This is a genomic window from Streptomyces violaceoruber (assembly GCF_033406955.1).
GTDB lineage: Bacteria > Actinomycetota > Actinomycetes > Streptomycetales > Streptomycetaceae > Streptomyces > Streptomyces violaceoruber.
Window position 1 is genome coordinate 4896844 of sequence record NZ_CP137734.1, and the last position, 18409, is coordinate 4915252.

An 18409-nucleotide genomic window follows, 5' to 3' on the forward strand; every position below is an offset into this window, starting at 1 on the left:
CTCCCGCTGCCAGAGCGCGTAGTCGGCGTACTGCACGGGCAGCGGCTCCCACGCCGGCACGTCGCCCGCACAGCGCGCCGAGTAGGCGGCGGCGAGGTCGTGACCCAGCGGGGTGCGGGACCAGGCGTCGGTGGCGATGTGGTGGATGAGGAGCAGCAGTACGTGCTCCTGCTCCGAGATCCGGAACAGCGTGGCCCGCACCGGAATGCCCGCCGTGAGGTCGAACGCGTGATGCACCCCCGCGGAGAGCATCGCGTCCAGCTCGCCCTCCCCGGTGTCGACCACGCCGAGCGGCAGCATTCCGGGCTCCCAGGCGTGGATCACCTGACGGGGGCCCTCGTCGTCCTCGGTGTAGGTGGTGCGCAGGCTTTCGTGGCGGGCGAGGAGATCGTTGAGCGCGGCGTGCAGGGCGCCGGTGTCGAGGGTCCCGGTGAGGCGGAGGGTGGTGGGGATGTTGTAGGTCGCCGATGGTCCTTCGAGCTGGTGGAGGAACCAGAGGCGTTGCTGGGCGTAGGAGAGCGGGATGCGCTCGGGGCGCGGCCTCGCCGTGAGCGCGGCCCGCGCACGGCCGGCCCGGTCGAACGCCCCCGAGAGCCCGGCGATCGTCGGCGTCTCGAAGAACTGCCGCACGGACAGTTCGACGCCGAGTGCGGTGCGGGCGCGGCTGACGAGGCGGGTGGCGAGAAGCGAGTGTCCGCCGAGGTCGAAGAAGTTGTCGTCGATGGTGACGAGGTCGACGCCGAGGACTTCGGCGAAGAGTGTGCAGAGGATCTCTTCGCGGGGGGTGCGGGGCGCTCGTCCGGCGGTGGATGCCGAATAGGCCGGGGCGGGGAGGGCGGTGCGGTCGAGCTTGCCGTTGGGGGTGAGGGGGAGGGCGTCGAGGGTGACGTAGGCGGAGGGGCGCATGTAGTCGGGGAGTGCGCTGGCCAGGGCGTCCCGAAGGGTGGGCTCGTCGTATCCGGTGGAGTCGTTGACGACGAGGTAGGCGACGAGGCGTTGGTCGCCGGGGGTGTCTTCGCGGAGTTGGACGGTGGCTTGGGTGATGCCGGTCTGTGCGGTGAGGGTGGTTTCGATCTCGCCGGGTTCGATGCGGTGGCCACGCAGCTTGATCTGGTGGTCGGCGCGTCCGTCGTAGGTGAGGTGGCCGTCGTGGTTCCAGTGGGCGAGGTCGCCGGTGCGGTACATGCGGGCGCCGGGAACGCTGCTGTGAGGGTTGGCGGTGAAGCGTTCGGCGGTCAGCGCGGGGCGGCCGAGGTAGCCGCGGGCGAGTTGTTCTCCGGCGAGGTACAGCTCTCCGGTGGTGCCGGGGGCGACGGGCCGCAGGGCTGAGTCGAGGACGTAGACCTGGGTGTTGGCGAAGGGCCGTCCGATGGGGACGGGACCGTCAGGGGTGTCTTCGCTTACGTGGTGGTCGGTGATGTTGACGGTGGATTCGGTGGGTCCGTAGGCGTTGATGATCTGGACGTGGGGGTGCTGGGTCCGCCAGGTGGCGAGGTGGTCGGTGTGGAGGGCTTCGCCGCCGAGGATGAGGGTGTGGGACGGGGACGCCGTCTCGGGGAGTGTGGTGAGCAGGGGGAGGTGGCTGGGTGTGGCCTTGATCAGGCTCGGTTGCGTGTCCGACTCTTCGAGGCTGGTCAGGTGGACCGTGCCGCCGCTTGTCAATGGCGTCCACAGGGCGGTGATGGTGAGGTCGAAGGCCAGCGGGGAGTGCAGGACGGTCACACCGGTCATGGCGGGATACGTGCTGCGGGCGCGGTGGAGGTAGGTGGCCAGGGCATGGTGCTCGATGACGACGCCCTTGGGGCGGCCGGTCGAGCCGGAGGTGTAGATCATGTAGGCCGCGTGCCGTGCCGACCAGGGGCTACGGCGCTCCACATCGGTGATCTCGCTGGTGGGCCGGCTGTCGTACGAAGCGGGCGGTATGGGCGCGGTGAGGGTCAGGGCCGGCTGGGCGTCGTCGAGCATGTAGGTGATGCGCTCGGCGGGGTAGTCCGGGTCGATGGGCAGGTAGGCCGCGCCGGTCTTGAGCACGGCCAGCATGCTGATCACCGCGTCCAGCGACTTGGCCAGCGCGATCGCGACGAAGTCCTCCGCACCGAGCCCCTGTTCGAGCAGGTGCCGGGCGAGCTGGTTGGCGCGCCCGTCCAGCTCGGCGTAGGTCAGGGAGGTGCCGTCGCACACCACCGCCACGGCGTCCGGCGTCAACCGGGCCTGCTCGCTGATCAGTTCGTGCAGAGGTGTCCCGGGAAGCTCGGTCGGGGCCCCGTTCCACTCCACCAGGACCCGCTCCCGCTCGGCCGGGTCCATCAGCTCGACGGCGCCGATCGGCCGGTCCGGGGCTGTGGTGACGGCTTCCAGCACCCGCAGGAACCGGTCCGCGATCGCCTGGGCGGACCGGCGGTCGAGAAGTTCCGTACTGAAGTCCAGCGCCGCTTCGATGCCTTGTGGCCGACGAGACGTGTCGAAGGACTCCGCGAACCCGAAGGAGAGGTCGAACTTCGACGAGGTCCGCTGGACCTCCCGAAGTGCGACGGTGAGCCCCGGAAGCTCGGAGATGTCCTTCAGCGCGCCTTCGTGGTCCGTGTTGTTGAACGTCAGCAGGACCTGGAAGAGCGGGTGATGGGATAGCGTGCGTGCCGGGTTCAGCGCCTCGACCAGCCGCTCGAAGGGGAGGTCCTGGTGCGCGTAGGCGGCCAGGTCGGTGTCCCGCACGCGGTCGAGGAGTCGGCGGAAGGTCGGATCACCGGACGTGTCGGTACGGAGGACCAGCGTGTTGATGAAGAGCCCGATCAGGTCGTCGGCGGCGTCGTCCGTGCGTCCGGCGACGGGGGTGCCGATCGGAATGTCCTCACCGGCGCCCAGACGGGTGAGCAGGACGGCGACCGCAGCCTGGATCACCATGAAGGCACTGGTGTTGGTGGCGCGCGCCAGCTCCGTCAGCCGCGTGTGCAGCTCCGTCGGCACGGTGAACGGAACACGGTCCCCCGAGTACCCCGCGACCGCCGGTCGGGGCCGGTCGGTGGGGAGGTCGAGCTGTTCGGGCAGGCCGGCGAGCTGCTGTTTCCAGTAGGCGAGCTGGCGGCCCGCGAGGCTGTCGGCATCGGTGTCGTCGCCGAGGATCTCCTGCTGCCAGAGCGCGTAGTCGGCGTACTGGACGGTGAGCGGGGCCCACATGGGCGCCTCGCTGCGGACGCGGGCCGCGTAGGCGGCGGTGAGGTCCTGGGCCAGTGGGGCGCGAGACCAGGCGTCACTGGCGATGTGGTGGATGAGGAGCAGCAGTACGTGCTCCCGCTCCGACACCCGGAACAGCGAGGTGCGCGCGGGAAGTTCCTGGGCGAGGTCGAAGCAGTGGCCGACGGCTTCGTCGAGCCGGTCGCCGATCTCCTCCTCGGCCACGTCGACGACGGTGAAGGGCGTCGAGGCCGCCTCCACGGGCAGCACGATCTGGTACGCGCCTCGCTCGTCCTCGGTGAAGACCGTCCGCAGGCTCTCGTGCCGGGCGACGACGTCACCGATCGCCGCGCGCAGGGCGTCCACGTCGAGCGCGCCGCCGAGCCGCAGCGTGAGCACGGTGTTGTAGGTCGCCGATGGTCCTTCGAGCTGGTGGAGGAACCAGAGGCGCTGCTGGGCGTAGGAGAGCGGGATGCGCTCGGGGCGCGGCCTCGCCGTGAGCGCGGTGCGGACGGTGCCCGACGCGTCGAGGGCCTCGGCGAGACCCGCCACGGTCGGCGTCTCGAAGAGCTGCCGGATGGACAGTTCGACGCCGAGTGCGGTGCGGGTGCGGGAGACGAGGCGGGTGGCGAGGAGGGAGTGTCCGCCGAGGTCGAAGAAGTTGTCGTCGATGCCCACGGTGTTCACCGAGAGGATCTCCGAGTACAGGGTGCAGAGGATTTCCTCGCGGGGGGTGCGGGGGGTTCGTCCGGTGGTGGATGCCGAGTAGGCGGGGGCGGGGAGGGCGGTGCGGTCGAGTTTGCCGTTGGGGGTGAGGGGGAGGGCGTCGAGGGTGACGAGTGCGCTGGGGACCATGTAGTCGGGCAGTGCGCTGACCAGGGCCTCGCGCACGGTGTTCTCGTCGTATCCGGTGGAGGCGACCAGGTAGGCGACGAGGCGCTGGTCGCCCGGCTGGTCCTCACGGAGTTGGACGGTGGCTTGGGTGATGCCGGGCTGTGCGGTGAGGGTGGTTTCGATCTCGCCGGGTTCGATGCGGTGGCCGCGGAGTTTGATCTGGTGGTCGGCGCGTCCGTCGTAGGTGAGGTGGCCGTGGTGGTTCCAGTGGGCGAGGTCGCCGGTGCGGTACATGCGGGCGCCGGGGGTGCTGCTGTGGGGGTTGGCGGTGAAGCGTTCGGCGGTGAGGGCGGGGCGGCCGAGGTAGCCGCGGGCGAGTTGTTCTCCGGCGAGGTACAGCTCTCCGGTGGTGCCGGGGGCGACGGGCCGCAGGGCTGAGTCGAGGACGTAGACCTGGGTGTTGGCGAAGGGCCGTCCGATGGGGACGGGGCCTTCTTCCGTGCCGTCGAGGTGGTGGTCGGTGATGTTGACGGTGGATTCGGTGGGTCCGTAGGCGTTGATGATCTGGACGTGGGGGTGCTGGGTCCGCCAGGTGGCGAGGTGGTCGGTGTGGAGGGCTTCGCCGCCGAGGATGAGGGTGTGGGACGGGGATGCCGTGGCTGCCAGGTTGGTGAGCAGGGGGAGGTGGCTGGGTGTGGCCTTGATCAGGCTCGGTTGAGTGTCCGACTCTTCGAGGCTGGTGAGGTGGACCGTGCCGCCGCTTGTCAATGGCGTCCACAGGGCGGTGATGGTGAGGTCGAAGGCCAGCGGGGAGTGGAGGACGGTCACGCCGGTCATGGCGGTGTAGGTGTTGCGGGCGCGGTGGAGGTAGGTGGCCAGGGCGTGGTGCTCGATGACGACGCCCTTGGGGCGGCCGGTCGAGCCGGAGGTGTAGATCATGTACGCGGCATGGCGTGCCGACCAGGGGCTACGGCGCTCCTCATCCGTGACTGCCGTGACGGAGTGCCCCGCGTACCTCTCCACGGGTACCGGCTCGGTCAGGATCAGGGCGGGTCGGGCGTCGTCGAGCATGTAGGTGATGCGCTCGGCGGGGTAGTCCGGGTCGATGGGCAGGTAGGCCGCGCCGGTCTTGAGCACGGCCAGCATGCTGACCACCGCGTCCAGCGACTTGGCCAGCGCGATCGCGACGAAGTCCTCAGCACCGATCCCCTGTTCGAGCAGGTGCCGGGCGAGCTGGTTGGCGCGCCGGTCCAGTTCGGCGTAGGTCAGGGAGGTGCCGTCGCACACCACCGCCACGGCGTCCGGCGTCAACCGGGCCTGGCCACTGATTAGTTCGTGCAGCGGTGTCCCGGGAAGTTCGGTCGGGGCCCCGTTCCACTCCACCAGGACCCGCTCCCGTACGGCCGGGTCGAGGGTGTCCAGGTGGGCCACGGGACGGTCCGAGTCGGTGACCAGTGCTTCCAGGACCCGCAGCATCCGGTCCGCCAGTGAGCGGACCAGGTCGCCGGCGCAGGCGTCCGCGCGGTAGTCGAGGCGCAGCCGCAGGGCGTCGTCGCGGGTGTGGGCGACGAGGTTGACGGCGAAGTCGGTGCTCTCGACCGCGTCGTAACCGGCCACCCGCAGTCCGTCGAGCTGTCGGCTCGTCGTGTCGGCGCTCACCGGGTAGTTCTGGAAGACCATGGCGGTGTCGAAGAGTTCGCCGTGTCCGGCCCAGTGCTGGATGTCGGCGAGTCCGGGCCACTGGTGGTCCAGGAGGCGGGCCTGTTCGTTCTGGAGGCGGCGGAAGAGGTCGCCGAGGGGTTCGGCCTGGTCGAGGCGGGCGCGGACGGGCAGGGTGTTGATGAACAGGCCGATCATGGACTCGACGCCGGGCAGCTCGGGCGGGCGGCCGGAGACGGTGGCGCCGAAGACGACGTCGTCGCGTCCGGTGGCCTGGGCCAGCGCGAGGGCCCAGGCGCCCTGGACCACCGTGTTCATGGTCACCCCCCGACCCCGCGCCCACGCGGACAGGGCCGCCGTGGCGTCACGGTCCAGGCCGAACGGGATGCCCAGCGGTGCCGCCTCGGCCGGGCCGGCGTCCGGGGCGAGGAGGGTGGCCTCGTCGAGCCCGGACAGGGACCGCCGCCAGGCGTCGCGGGCGGCGTCCCGGTCGCGGGCGCCGAGCCAGGCCAGGTGGTCGCGGTACGGGCGGACCGGGGGGAGGCTCACGGGGTCGCCGCCGGAGACGTACAGCTCGGTCAGTTCCTGCCAGAGCAGGGGCATGGACCAGCCGTCGAGCAGGATGTGGTGGTTGGTCATCACCAGCCGGACGCGGTCGGCGGACAGCCGGATCGCGGTGAAGCGCATCAGCGGCGGGCTGGTGAGGTCGAAGCGGCGTTCGCGGTCCCCGGCCGCCAGCCGCCCGGCCTCCGCGTCCCGTTCCGCCTCGTCGGCGCGGTCGGTCAGGTCGCACTCCCGCCAGTCCGGTTCGAGCTCGGCGGGCACGACCTGCACCCACGTGCCGGTCGCCGTCTGCCGGAACCCGGCCCGCAGGTTGGCGTGGCGGCGCAGCAGGGCCCCGGCCGCCGCGCGCATGCGGGTGCCGTCGAAGGAGCCCTCCAGGTCGAAGGCGAGCTGGCCGACGTAGACGTCGCGGGCGTTCTCGTCGTACAGGTTGAGGAAGAGGAAGCCCTCCTGGAGGGGGGCGAGGGGCAGGATGTCCTGGAGGCCGGGGACGGTGTGCTCCAGGTCCTCGATCTCGTCCTGGGCGAGGGCGGGGTGAGCGATGTCGGAGGGGGTGAGGCCGCCCGCGCCGGGCTGCCGGGCCTCCTCGACGAGGCGGCGCAGCAGCCGGAACCAGGTGTCGGCCAGCCGCTGGGTGTCCTCGGGCTCCAGCGCTGTGCGGGAGTACGTCCAGCGGGCGCGCAGCCGGGTGCCGTCGGCGGTCTCCCGGGCGACGGCGTTCACGTCCACGGGGTGGGCCAGCGGCATGGCACCGTCGATACCGGCGACGTCGCCGCCCTCGATGGTCCAGGGGGCCTCGTCGGTGCCCTCCTGGCCGATCCGGCCGAGGTAGTTGAAGCCGAACTCGGGGAGGGGCAGGGCGGCGAGGGCGTCCCGGGTGCGGGGGTTGAGGTGGCGCAGCAGGCCGTAGCCGAGGCCGTCGCCCGGGACGGTGCGCAGCTGCTCCTTGACGGCCTTCAGCGCGCGGAGCGCCGATCCGTCCCCGGAGGCGCCGGCGGGTGGTGCGAGGCGGACGGGGTACATCGACGTGAACCAGCCCGCCGTGCGGCTGAGTTCGGCGCCCGGGACCGCCTCCTCGTGGCGGCCGTGGCTCTCCAGGTCGAGCACGACGGGTGCGTCGGCGTCCTCGCCGCGCCCGCGCCGCCACCCGGCGACGGCCAGGGCGAAGGTGCTCAGGAACACGTCGTTGACCGTGGCGTGGCAGACGCCGGGGACCCAGGTGAGCAGGGCCTCGGTGGTGTCCGCGTCGAGTTCGGCGGTGATCTCGCCGGCGGTCGCGTGGGTGTCCCGCGCGGGGTCCAGGCGGAGCGTGTGCGGGGTGTCGCCGAGGACCGAGTGCCAGTGGTCCAGCTCCTCCTCGGTTCGCGGCTGCCCGGCGAGGTCGGAGAGGGACAGGGCCCAGTGCCGCCACGGGGTGCCCACCGGGGCGAGGGTCTCGCCCGCGTAGGCGGCCGCCAGGTCGGGGACCAGGATGCGCCAGGTGACGCCGTCCACGACCAGGTGGTTGGCGACCAGGACGAGCAGCCCGTCCCGGTCGGCGCCGCGGTCGACCCAGACGGCCTGGAGCATGCGGCCGTCCGCCGGGGCCAGCCGGTCGCGGGCCGTCCGTGCCTGCTCGGTGACCGCCGAGCGCACGGCGGCCTCGTCGAGGCCTACGGCGTCGAAGCGGACCAGGCAGTCGGCCGGGGTCACCGAGCCGGGCGGCGGGATCTCGATGGTCCAGTCGTCGGCCACCCGCATGCGCAGCGCGTCGTGCCGGTCGAGCACGGCCCGCAGGGCGGTGTCGAGCGTGTCGGGGTCGAGGGCGGTGGGCACACGCAGGACCAGCGACTGGTTGAACGCGGCCAGGTCGGAGCCGAGAGCGGCGAACCAGCCCATCATCGGGGTGCGCGGCGCCGGGCCGTCGGCGGGCACGTCGGAGTCCCGCGCCGTGCGGTCCCCGGCGGGTGCGGCGGCGGCCGACCGGGCGAGCAGCGCGGGCGTCTGGTGTTCGAAGACGTCCCGCACCGACAGGACCAGGCCCGCCGCGCGGGCGCGGGCGACGAGCTGGATGGAGAGGATGCTGTCCCCGCCCAGGTCGAAGAAGCCGTCGTCGACGCCGGCCGGCTCCACGCCGAGGATCTCGCCGAACAGTGCGGTCAGCAGCCGCTCGCGCGGGTCGCGGGCGGCCCGGCCGGAGGTGCGGGCGGAGTAGTCGGGGGCGGGCAGCGCCTTGCGGTCCAGCTTGCCGTTGAGGGTCAGCGGCAGCGCGTCCAGCACCACGAACGCGGTCGGGATCATGTGGTCGGGCAGGGTCTCGCGCAGTGCGGCGCGGAGTTCGGCGGTGTCCACGGTGGCGCCGGGCTCGGGCACGACGTAGGCGACGAGCCGCCGGTCGCCGGGCCGGTCCTCGCGTACGATCACGGCCGCCCGCGCCAGGTGCGGGCGTTCGGTGATGACCGCCTCGATCTCGGTGGGCTCGATCCGCAGGCCGCGGATCTTGACCTGGGTGTCGGCGCGCCCCAGGTACTCCAGCTGTCCGTCGGGCCGCCAGCGGACCAGGTCGCCGGTGCGGTAGAGCCGGCTGCCGGGCTCGCCGAAGGGGTTGGCCACGAACCGTTCGGCGGTCAGCGCCCGGCGGTCGTGGTAGCCGCGGGCCAGATGCGCTCCGGCCGCGTACAGCTCCCCGGGCACGCCGGGCGGGACCGGACGCAGCGCCGCGTCCAGCACGTACACGGCGCTGTTGGCGACGGGGGAGCCGATGGGCGGGACGGCGGGGCCGGACAGCGGGCCGCTCATGGTGGAGCAGACGGTGGTCTCGGTGGGCCCGTAGGAGTTCAGCATCGTACGGCCCGGCGACCAGCGCTCCACCAGCTCGGGCGGGATGGCCTCGGCGCCCACGACGAGGGTCAGTCCGTCGGGCAGCGAGCCCGGCGGCAGGAGCCCGAGGACGGACGTGGTCAGGCTCAGGTGGGTCGCCGCGTGCCGGGTCGCCAGCTCGGCCAGCTCCGGTCCCGGCGTGGTCTCCGGCGGCGCCACGACCAGGGTGGCCCCGGTGAGCAGGCCCATCGCCAGCTCCCAGAACGAGGCGTCGAAGCTCGGGGAGAGGTGCTGGAGGATCCTGCTGCCCGGGCCGGCCGCGCAGTCGCGGGTGAAGATGTCCAGGAGGCCGGGCAGCCCGGTGTGGGTGACGACGACGCCCTTGGGGCGGCCGGTCGTTCCCGAGGTGTAGATCATGTACGCGGGGTGCTCGGGGCGCAGCGGTACCGGCCGGTCGGCGTCGGTGACGTCGTGGCCGGGGAGCGCGGCGAGGGTCGCGGCGGTCTCGGGGGTGTCGAGCAGGAGGACCGGCGTGCCGGTGTCCGGGAGGCTCGTGGCCAGGGCGGACGTGGTCACGATGAGGGTGGGCGCCGCGTCCGAGACGAGGTGGGTGATCCGTTCGGCGGGGTGCGCGGGGTCCACGGGCAGGTAGGCCGCGCCCGCCTTGAAGGCGGCGAGCGCCGAGAGGACCAGGTCGGCGGAGCGGGGCAGGGCGACCGCCACGAACCGCTCCGGGCCCGCGCCCCGCGCGAGCAGGGCGCGGGCCAGCCGGTTGGCGCGCTCGTTCAGTTCGCCGTAGGTCAGCGCGCCGCCGGGCGCCGCGGCGCCGGCCGTCTCGACCGCGAGGTGGCCGGGGCGCTCGGCGGCGTGCCGGGCGACGTGGTCGGCGAAGGTGCCCTGCACCGGCCGGCGGGGGGTGTCGTTCCACTCGGTCAGGACCCGCTCCCGTTCCCGGGGGCCGAGCACGTCGACGTCGCCGATGCGCCGGGACGGGTCCGCGACCAGCGCGTCCAGGAGCCGCAGGAACCGCTCCACCAGCAGCGTGACGGTGCCCTCGTCGAAGAGGTCCGCGCTGTACTCGGCCGCGCCCACCAGCCCGGCGGGGGCGCCGTCGGCGTCGCGGTGCTCGGCGATCTCCAGGGCGAGGTCCAGCTTGGCGACCCCGGTGGTGACGTTCAGCAGCCGCACGCCGAGGCCGGTGGCGGAGAGCGCGGCCAGGGCGTCCTGCTGGGTGGTGTCCAGGCTCAGCAGCACCTGGAACAGCGGGTTGTGGGAGAGCGACCTGGTCGGGGAGAGGACGTCCACCAGGTGCTCGAACGGCAGGTCCTGGTGGTCGTAGGCGGTCAGGTCGGTGTCGCGGACCCGGTCGAGGAGTGCGCGGAAGGTGGGGTTGCCGCCGGTGTCGGTGCGCAGGACCAGGGTGTTGACGAAGAAGCCGACGACCTGGTCGACGGCGTCGTCGCCGCGGCCCGCCACCGGGGTGCCGAGCGGTACGTCCTCGCCCGCGCCCATCCGGGTCAGCAGGGCCGCCAGTGCCGCCTGGAGCACCATGAAGACGCTGGTGCGGGACTCCCTGGCCAGCTCCGCGACACCGCTGTGCAGGGCCGCGGGGACGGTGAGCGGCACCCGGCCGCCGCGGTGCGAGGCGACGGCGGGCAGCGGCCGGTCCGCGGGCAGTTCCAGCCGGTCGGGCAGTCCGGCCAGGGCCTCCTTCCAGTGCGCGAGCTGCCGGCCCGCCGGGCTGGTGGCGTCGGCGGCGTCCCCGAGCGCGGCGCGCTGCCACAGGGCGAAGTCCGCGTACTGCACGGGCAGCGGCGCCCAGTCGGGGGCGCGACGGGCCGCGCGGGCCGTGTAGGCGGTGGCCAGGTCGCGGATCAGCGGGCCGAGGGACCAGCCGTCACCGGCGATGTGGTGCACCATCAGCAGCAGGACGTGCTCCCGCGCGCCGAGCCGGAACAGCTCCGCCCGCACCGGGATGTCGGTCGTCAGGTCGAAGCAGTGCCGGGCGGCCTCCTCGAGGCGCGCGTCCAGCCGGTCCTCGCTCACGTCGGCGACCGGCAGCTCGAAGTGCACACCGGCGGCGTCGAGCACGGTCTGCCGGGCGCCGTGCCCGTCCTCCGAGAAGACGGTCCGCAGGCTCTCGTGGCGCGTGACGACGTCCTGGAAGGCCGCGCGCAGCGCCCCGGGGTCGAGGTCGCCGGTCAGCCGCAGGGCGCCGGTGATGTTGTACGTGGGGGAGGGGCCCTCCAGCTGGTGCAGGAACCACAGCCGCTGCTGGGCGTACGACAGCGGCAGCCGCTCCGGGCGCTCCCCGGCCGTCGGGCCGGTGCCGGACCGTTCGGCGCCGTCGAGGGCGGCGGACAGCCCGGCGACCGTGGGGGTCTCGAACAGCCGTCGCACGGACAGCTCCACGCCGAGGGTGCCGCGGATGCGGCCGGCCAGCCGGGTGGCGAGCAGGGAGTGCCCGCCGAGGTCGAAGAAGCTGTCGTCGACGGTCAGCCGGGGCACCCCGAGCACCTCGGCGAACAGGGCGCACAGGATCTCCTCGCGCGGCCCGCGCGGCGCGCGTCCGGTCACCTGCCCCGCGTGGGCCGGGGCGGGCAGTGCCTTGGTGTCGAGCTTGCCGTTGGGCGTCAGCGGCAGCACGTCCAGGGTGACGAACGCCGACGGCAGCATGTGGTCGGGCAGGTGCCCGGCCGCGTGGTCGTGCAGCGCGCGGGCCGTGGCGCCGGAGCCGGTCACCACGTACGCGACGAGCCGGGGGTCGCCCTGGACGTCCTCGCGCGCCACCACGGCCACGTCGTCGACGGCGGGGTGGGCGGCGAGCACGGCCTCGATCTCGCCGGGCTCGATGCGGAAGCCGCGGATCTTGACCTGCTGGTCGGCGCGGCCCAGGTAGTCGAGGCCGCCGTCGGTGCGGCGCCTGGCCAGGTCGCCGGTGCGGTACATGCGGGTGCCGCGCTCGCCGAAGAGGGCGGCGTACGGGTCGGCGGGGAAGCGGTCCGCGGTCAGCGCCGGGCGGCCCAGATAGCCGCGGGCGAGGCCCGCACCGGCCACGTACATCTCGCCGGTGACGCCGGGAGCGGTGGGGCGCAGCCGGTCGTCGAGGACGTAGACCCGCAGGTCGGGGATGTTGACGCCGATGGTGCTGGCGGACGAGGCGGCCGCGGTGGCCCGGTCCAGGGCGAAGTGCGAGACGTGGACGGTGGTCTCGGTGATGCCGTACATGTTGACCAGGGCGGGCGCGTCCTCGGCGTGCCGCTCGTACCAGTCGGCCAGCCGGGACAGGTCCAGGGCCTCACCGCCGAACACCACGGTGCGCAGGGCGAGTTCGGTGGGGTTCTCCCGGTCGGCGGCGGCCAGCTGGTGGAAGGCGGACGGCGTCTGGTTGAGGACGGTGACGCGTTCGCGCGCGAGCAGGGCGAGGAAGGCGGCGGGGTCCCGGGTGACGTCGTGCGGGACGACGACGAGCCGGCCGCCGTGCAGCAGCGGACCCCACAGCTCCCACACCGAGAAGTCGAAGGCGTACGAGTGGAAGAGCGTCCACACGTCGTGCTCGTCGAAGCCGAACCAGGGCGCGGTGGCGGAGAAGAGCCGTACGACGTTGCCGTGCGGCACGGCCACGCCCTTGGGGCGGCCCGTCGAGCCGGAGGTGTAGATGACGTACGCCGTGTCCCTCGGGTCCAGCGGTCTGACCCGCTCGCCCTGCGCCAGGTCGGTGGCGGGGTGGGCGTCCGCCGGGTCGCCGCCCGTGGTGCCGCCGTCCGCCGGGGCGGGGGCGTCGAGGACGATGCGGGGCACCTCGTGGGCGGGCAGCCGGCCGGCGGTGGCGCGGTCGGTGAGCAGGGCCGCGGGCGCGGAGTCGGACAGCGCGTGGGCGAGCCGGTCGGCGGGGTATCCCGGGTCGAGCGGCACGTAGGCGGCGCCCGACTTGACCACCGCGAGCAGGGCCACGACCAGTTCGGCGGAGCGGGGCAGGGCCAGGGCGACCAGCGCGTCGGGGCCGATCCCGCGGGCGGTCAGCAGCCGGGCCAGGCGGTTGGCGCGCGCGTTCAGCTCGGCGTAGGACAGCGAGGTGCCCTCGAAGGTCAGCGCGGTGCGGTCGGGGTGCCGGGCGGCCTGCCGCTCGAACAGCTCGGGGAGCGTGGCCGTCCCCGGCGCGGGGGACGCGGGCTCCGGTGACGCGGGCTCCGGTGAAGCGGGTGCCGGTGAAGCGGGCGCGGTGCCGGGCCGGTTGGCGGCCACCAGCAGGTCGTGGTGCTCGCCGGGGAGGAGGACGTCGAGGTCGCCCAGGCGCACGCCGGGATCGGCGGCGACCTGCGTGAGCAGTAGCAGCAGCCGCTCGGTGAGGGCGCGCACGGTGCCGGCGTCGAACAGCTCGGTGCTGAACTCCACCGCGAGGTCGAGACCGGCCTGCCCGCCCGCGGCGTCCCGCCGCTCGTCGAAGGCGAACACGAGGTCGAACCGGGACAGCCCGGTGTGCACGGGCAGCAGCGAGGTCGTGATCCCGGGCAGCCGGCCCAGCTCGCCGAGGGCGTCCTGCTGGGTGGTGTCGAAGGTCAGCATCACCTGGAACAGCGGGTGGTGGGAGGTGGCCCGGTCCGGGTTGACCGCCTCGACGAGCCGCTCGAAGGGCACGTCCTGGTGGGCGTAGGCGGCCAGGTCGCGCTCGCGGACGCGGGAGAGCAGCTCGCGGAAGGCTGGGTCGCCGCCGGTGTCGGTGCGCAGCACCAGCGTGTTGACGAAGAAGCCGACCAGGTTCTCGACGGCGGCGTCGGTGCGGCCCGCGATGGTCGAGCCGATGGGCACGTCCTCGCCCGCGCCGAGCCGGGTCAGCAGCCCCGCCAGCGCGGCCTGGAGCACCATGAAGACGCTGGTCCGCGTCTCGGCGGCGAGCGCGGCCAGCGAGCGGTGCAGCCCGGCGGGCACGGACACGTCCAGGCGCGCGCCGGAGTTGTCGCGGCGCGCCGGTCGCGGCCGGTCGCCGGGCAGCTCCAGCCGCTCCGGCAGCCCGGCCAGCGCCTCGCGCCAGTGGTCGAGCTGCCGGGCGCCCTCACCGCCGTCCCCGGTGCCCGCGCCGTCCCCGTCGGCGCCGAGCAGTTCACGCTGCCACAGCGTGTAGTCGGCGTACTGCACCGGCAGCGGCGCCCAGTCGGGGGCCGTGCCGGCGGTCCGGGCGGCGTAGGCGGTGCCCAGGTCCCGGGCGAGGGGCGCCAGCGACCAGCCGTCGCCCGCGATGTGGTGCAGGACGAGGAGCAGCACGTGCTCCTCGGGCGCCACCCGCAGCAGGGTGGCCCGCAGCGGTACGTCCCGGGTCAGGTCGAAGGTGTGCCGGGCGGTGCGCGCGAGGTCGGCGGCCAGCCGCTCCGGGTCGCTGTCCAGCGTCTTGAGCCGGGGCACGGCCCGCTCGGCGGACAGGATCACCTGGTGGGGGCCGTGCGCGTCCTCGGCGAAGACGGTGCGCAGGCTCTCGTGCCGGGCCACCACGTCGCCGAGGGCCGCCGACAGCGCGGCGCCGTCCACCGGGCCCGTCAGCCGCAGCGCGGCCGGGATGTTGTAGAGCGGCGAGGGCCCCTCGTACTGGTGGATGAACCACAGGCGCCGCTGCGCGAAGGAGAGCGGCAGGCGGTCGGGGCGCGGCCGGGCGGTGACCGCGGCACGGGCCCGCCCGCCGTCCGTCAGCGCCGGGGCCAGCTCCGCCACGGTCGGCGCCTCGAAGACGCGCCGGATCGGCACCTCCGCCCCGGCGGTGGCGCGGATGCGGCTGATCAGCCGGGTGGCGAGCAGCGAGTGGCCGCCCAGGTCGAAGAAGCCGTCGTCGACCCCGACCTCGGCCACGCCGAGCACCTCGGCGAAGAGCGTGCACAGCAGCTCCTCGCCCGGCGTGCGCGGCGCCCGCCCGCCGGTGCGCCCGGACTCCGCGGGGGCGGGCAGGGCCCGCCGGTCCAGCTTGCCGTTCGGTGTGACGGGCAGCCGGGGCAGCGCGACGAAGGCCGAGGGCACCATGTACCCGGGCAGCAACTCCCGCAGCCGCGCGGCGAGCACGGCACCGTCCGGGCCGGCGTGTGCCCCGGTCCCGGTCCCGGCGTCCGCCCCGGCGGCGGTTTCCCCGGCCGCGGCCGGTCCGGCGCCGGCAACGGTGTGCGTCGCCGTGCCGTCCGGTCCGGGGCGCGCTCCGGACCCCGGCCCGGAGTCCGTTCCGGACCCCGGGCCGGAGTCCGTCCCGGCGGCGGGTCCGATGCCCGGGTCTGTGTCCGGTGCGGCGCCCGGCCCGGGGTGCGTCCCCGCCTCCGCAGGCGGGCCCGTGAGCGTGTCCGCGTCCCGAGCCGGCACGGTGTAGGCGACCAGGCGCTGGTCGCCGGGGCGGTCCTCGCGCAGGACGACGGCGGCCTGGGCGATCTCCGGCTGCCGTACGAGCGCGGCCTCGATCTCGCCGAGTTCGATGCGGAAGCCGCGCAGCTTGACCTGGTGGTCGGCGCGCCCGAGGTAGTCGAGGCTGCCGTCGTGGTTCCAGCGCGCCAGGTCGCCGGTGCGGTACATCCGGCTGCCGGGCGCGCCGTGCGGGTCGGCGGTGAAGCGTTCGGCGCTCAGCGCGGGGCGGCCCAGGTAGCCGCGGGCGAGCTGCACACCGGCGATGTACAGCTCGCCGGGCACCCCGGCCGGGACCGGCCGCAGCGCGGCGTCGAGCACGTACATCCGGGTGTTCCACACCGGCCGTCCGATCGGCACCGGCCCGTCGCCGGTGTCCTCGGCGCACGGCCAGTACGTCACGTCGACGGCGGCCTCGGTGGGCCCGTACAGGTTGTGCAGGGGCACGTCCGACACGGCCCGGAAACGGGCCCGCAGCTCCGCCGGGAGCGCCTCGCCGCTGCAGAACACCCGCCGCACCGGCGTCGCACCGCCCAGCGCGGCCGCGGCGGGCTCCCGCAGGAACACGTCGAGCATCGACGGCACGAAGTGCAGGGTGGTCACGCCCTCGCGCCGGACGGTGCCGGCCAGGTAGGCCGGGTCAGTGTGGCCCCCGGGCCGGGCCACGACCAGGGTGGCGCCCTGGACGAGCGGCCAGAAGAACTCCCACACGGACACGTCGAAACCGGACGGCGTCTTCTGCAGCACCCGGTCGGACGGCTCCAGGCCGTAGGTGTCCTGCATCCAGGCCAGCCGGTTGACGATCGCCCGGTGGGAGATCACCACGCCCTTGGGGCGGCCGGTGGACCCCGAGGTGTAGATGACGTAGGCGGGGTGGCCGGGAGCGGGCAGCGCCCGCGGGAGGGTGCCGGGCGGGGCGGGTGCCCCCGCCGCGGTGGTCCCCGCCGCGGCCGGCTCGTCGAGCAGCAGCCGCGGCGTGCCGTCCCCGGGCAGCCGCTCCGCCGTGTCCCGGGTGGTCAGCACCAACATCGCGCCCGCGTCCCGCAGGATGTGCGCGATGCGGTCGGCCGGGTAGCCGGGGTCCACGGGCACGTACGCCGCGCCCGACTTGAGCACCGCGAGCAGCGCCACCACCAGCTCCGCGGACCGCTCCACGGCGACCGCGACGAACCGCTCCGGGCCCGCACCCCGCGCCGTCAGCGCACCGGCCAGCCGCTCGGCGCGGGCGTCCAGTTCGGCGTACGTCAGCGAGGTGCCCTCGTAGACCAGGGCCTCGTGCCCGGGCGTGCGCGCGGCCCGCGCGGCGAACAGCTCGGGCAGCGTGGTCTCCGGGACCTCGTGGGCGGTGTCGTTCCACCCGTCGAGGACCCGCTCCCGCTCGTCCGGCGTCAGCAGCGCGACCTCGTCGACGGTGGCTGCGGGGTCGGCCGCCAGCTCCGCCAGGAACCGGACGAAGCGTTCCTGCAACACCGTCAGGTCCTGGCCGCCGTACACCTGCGGGTTGCCCTCGAAGTCGACGCGCAGGCCGGACTCGGGGGTGCCGGTCAGCACGATGTTCAGATCGGTGGTCGGACCCGAACTGATGCTGCGCATCAGGCCGACCGGACCGCCGAAGTCCACCGGCCTGATGTACGGCATGACGTTGACGGTGGGCCCCGACACCCCCGCGCCGCCCAGCTCGCGGTCGAGGTCCTCGCCGCGGAAGCGGCTGTGCGCCAGGAGGCTGCTCATCGCCTCGGACACGGTCTCGACCACCCGCGCGAAACTCTCGCCGGGGCGCACCGCCAGCCGCAGCGGCAGCCGGTTGGAGACCATGCCGGGGGTGATCCGGGCGTTCGCGCCGTAGCGCCCGGTGACCGGCACCGACACCACGACGTCCCGGGCGCCCGTCGTCCGGTGCAGGAAGGCGGCCACACCGGCGATGACCACGCGCGCCCAGTGCGCACCGGTCGCCTCGGCGGCCCGGCCGAGCACCTCCGTGCGCTCCGGGGGCAGGCCCAGGCTCCTCACGGTCGGCGCGAGGGCCCGGCCGCCGCCGCGCCCGGTGAGCGAGACGGGCTCGGGGCGGTCGGCGAACAGGCCGGTCCAGTAGGCCCGGTCACGCTCGTACCGCGCCGACGCGCGGTAGGCCTCCTCGCCCGCGACCATCCGGTCCGTGTCCCCGAAGGCGGCCGCGGGCACCGCACGCCCGTCCCGCAGCGCGCGGTACACCTCGGCCAGCCGCTCGTAGAACAGGGCCATGCTGGTGCCGTCGATCACGATGTGGTGGACGCCCAGGTAGTACAGGTGCCGGCCCCCGCCGAGCGTGAACAGCGCGTGGCTGCTCAGGCCGGGCCGGTCCAGCGGCAGCGGCGTCGCGCGGTCCCGGTCCATCCACCGCTGGGCCTCGCCCTCGGGGTCCTCGTGACCGGAGAGGTCGATGTGGCGCAGCAGCACGGGGGTGTACGGCACCCCGTCCGGGTCCTCGACGGCGGCCGAACCCTCCGGCGCGGGCGGGCAGTACGCGCGGTACGGCCGGCCCTCCTCGTCGGTGAGGAAGCGCGAGCAGAGCGTCTCCGTACCGGCCACGGTGAGCCGCAGGGCGCGGCTCAGCACCGCGTGGTCCAGGGGTCCGTCGATCTCCAGGCAGGATCCCGTCCGGTAGTGCGCGCCACGCGGATCCAGCTGCTGGGCGAGCCACACCTCGTGCTGCGCGCTCGTCAGACCGTGCCGAACCGAAGAGTTCTCAGACACCTGTCTCCTCACAATGCAAAACGAACAAGATGTGTGCCCGTGCGGCATTTACCGGACGGCATTAAATTGAGGGCGAACTGGGACGCTAGCAAGGCCGCGACGAGCTGGTCAATATGCTTATTAGGGAAGATAACCGCAGGTAGGAGCCTTGATAACCAGTCGATAGCGAGGTTATACGGGTCATTTGTAGAGTGTGGCAACGTGCATTTCTCATTGCTGCCGGAGAAAGAGAGGGCCCCCTTCCCTCTCCCCGGCGGGCGCTCCCTCAGTGCTCCCTCCT

Annotated in this window: 1 protein-coding gene (cut by a window edge); it reads right to left on the minus strand. The window is 73.9% G+C overall.

The annotated features are described in order from the left end of the window. Positions 1-18129 carry the 5' portion of a non-ribosomal peptide synthase/polyketide synthase gene (locus tag R2E43_RS22025; protein ID WP_332056499.1) on the minus strand. 4233 nt of this gene lie to the left of the window's left edge, so only the first 18129 of its 22362 coding nucleotides appear in the window; the start codon lies at positions 18127-18129; the stop codon falls past the left edge of the window. Positions 18130-18409 lie beyond the last annotated feature (280 nt).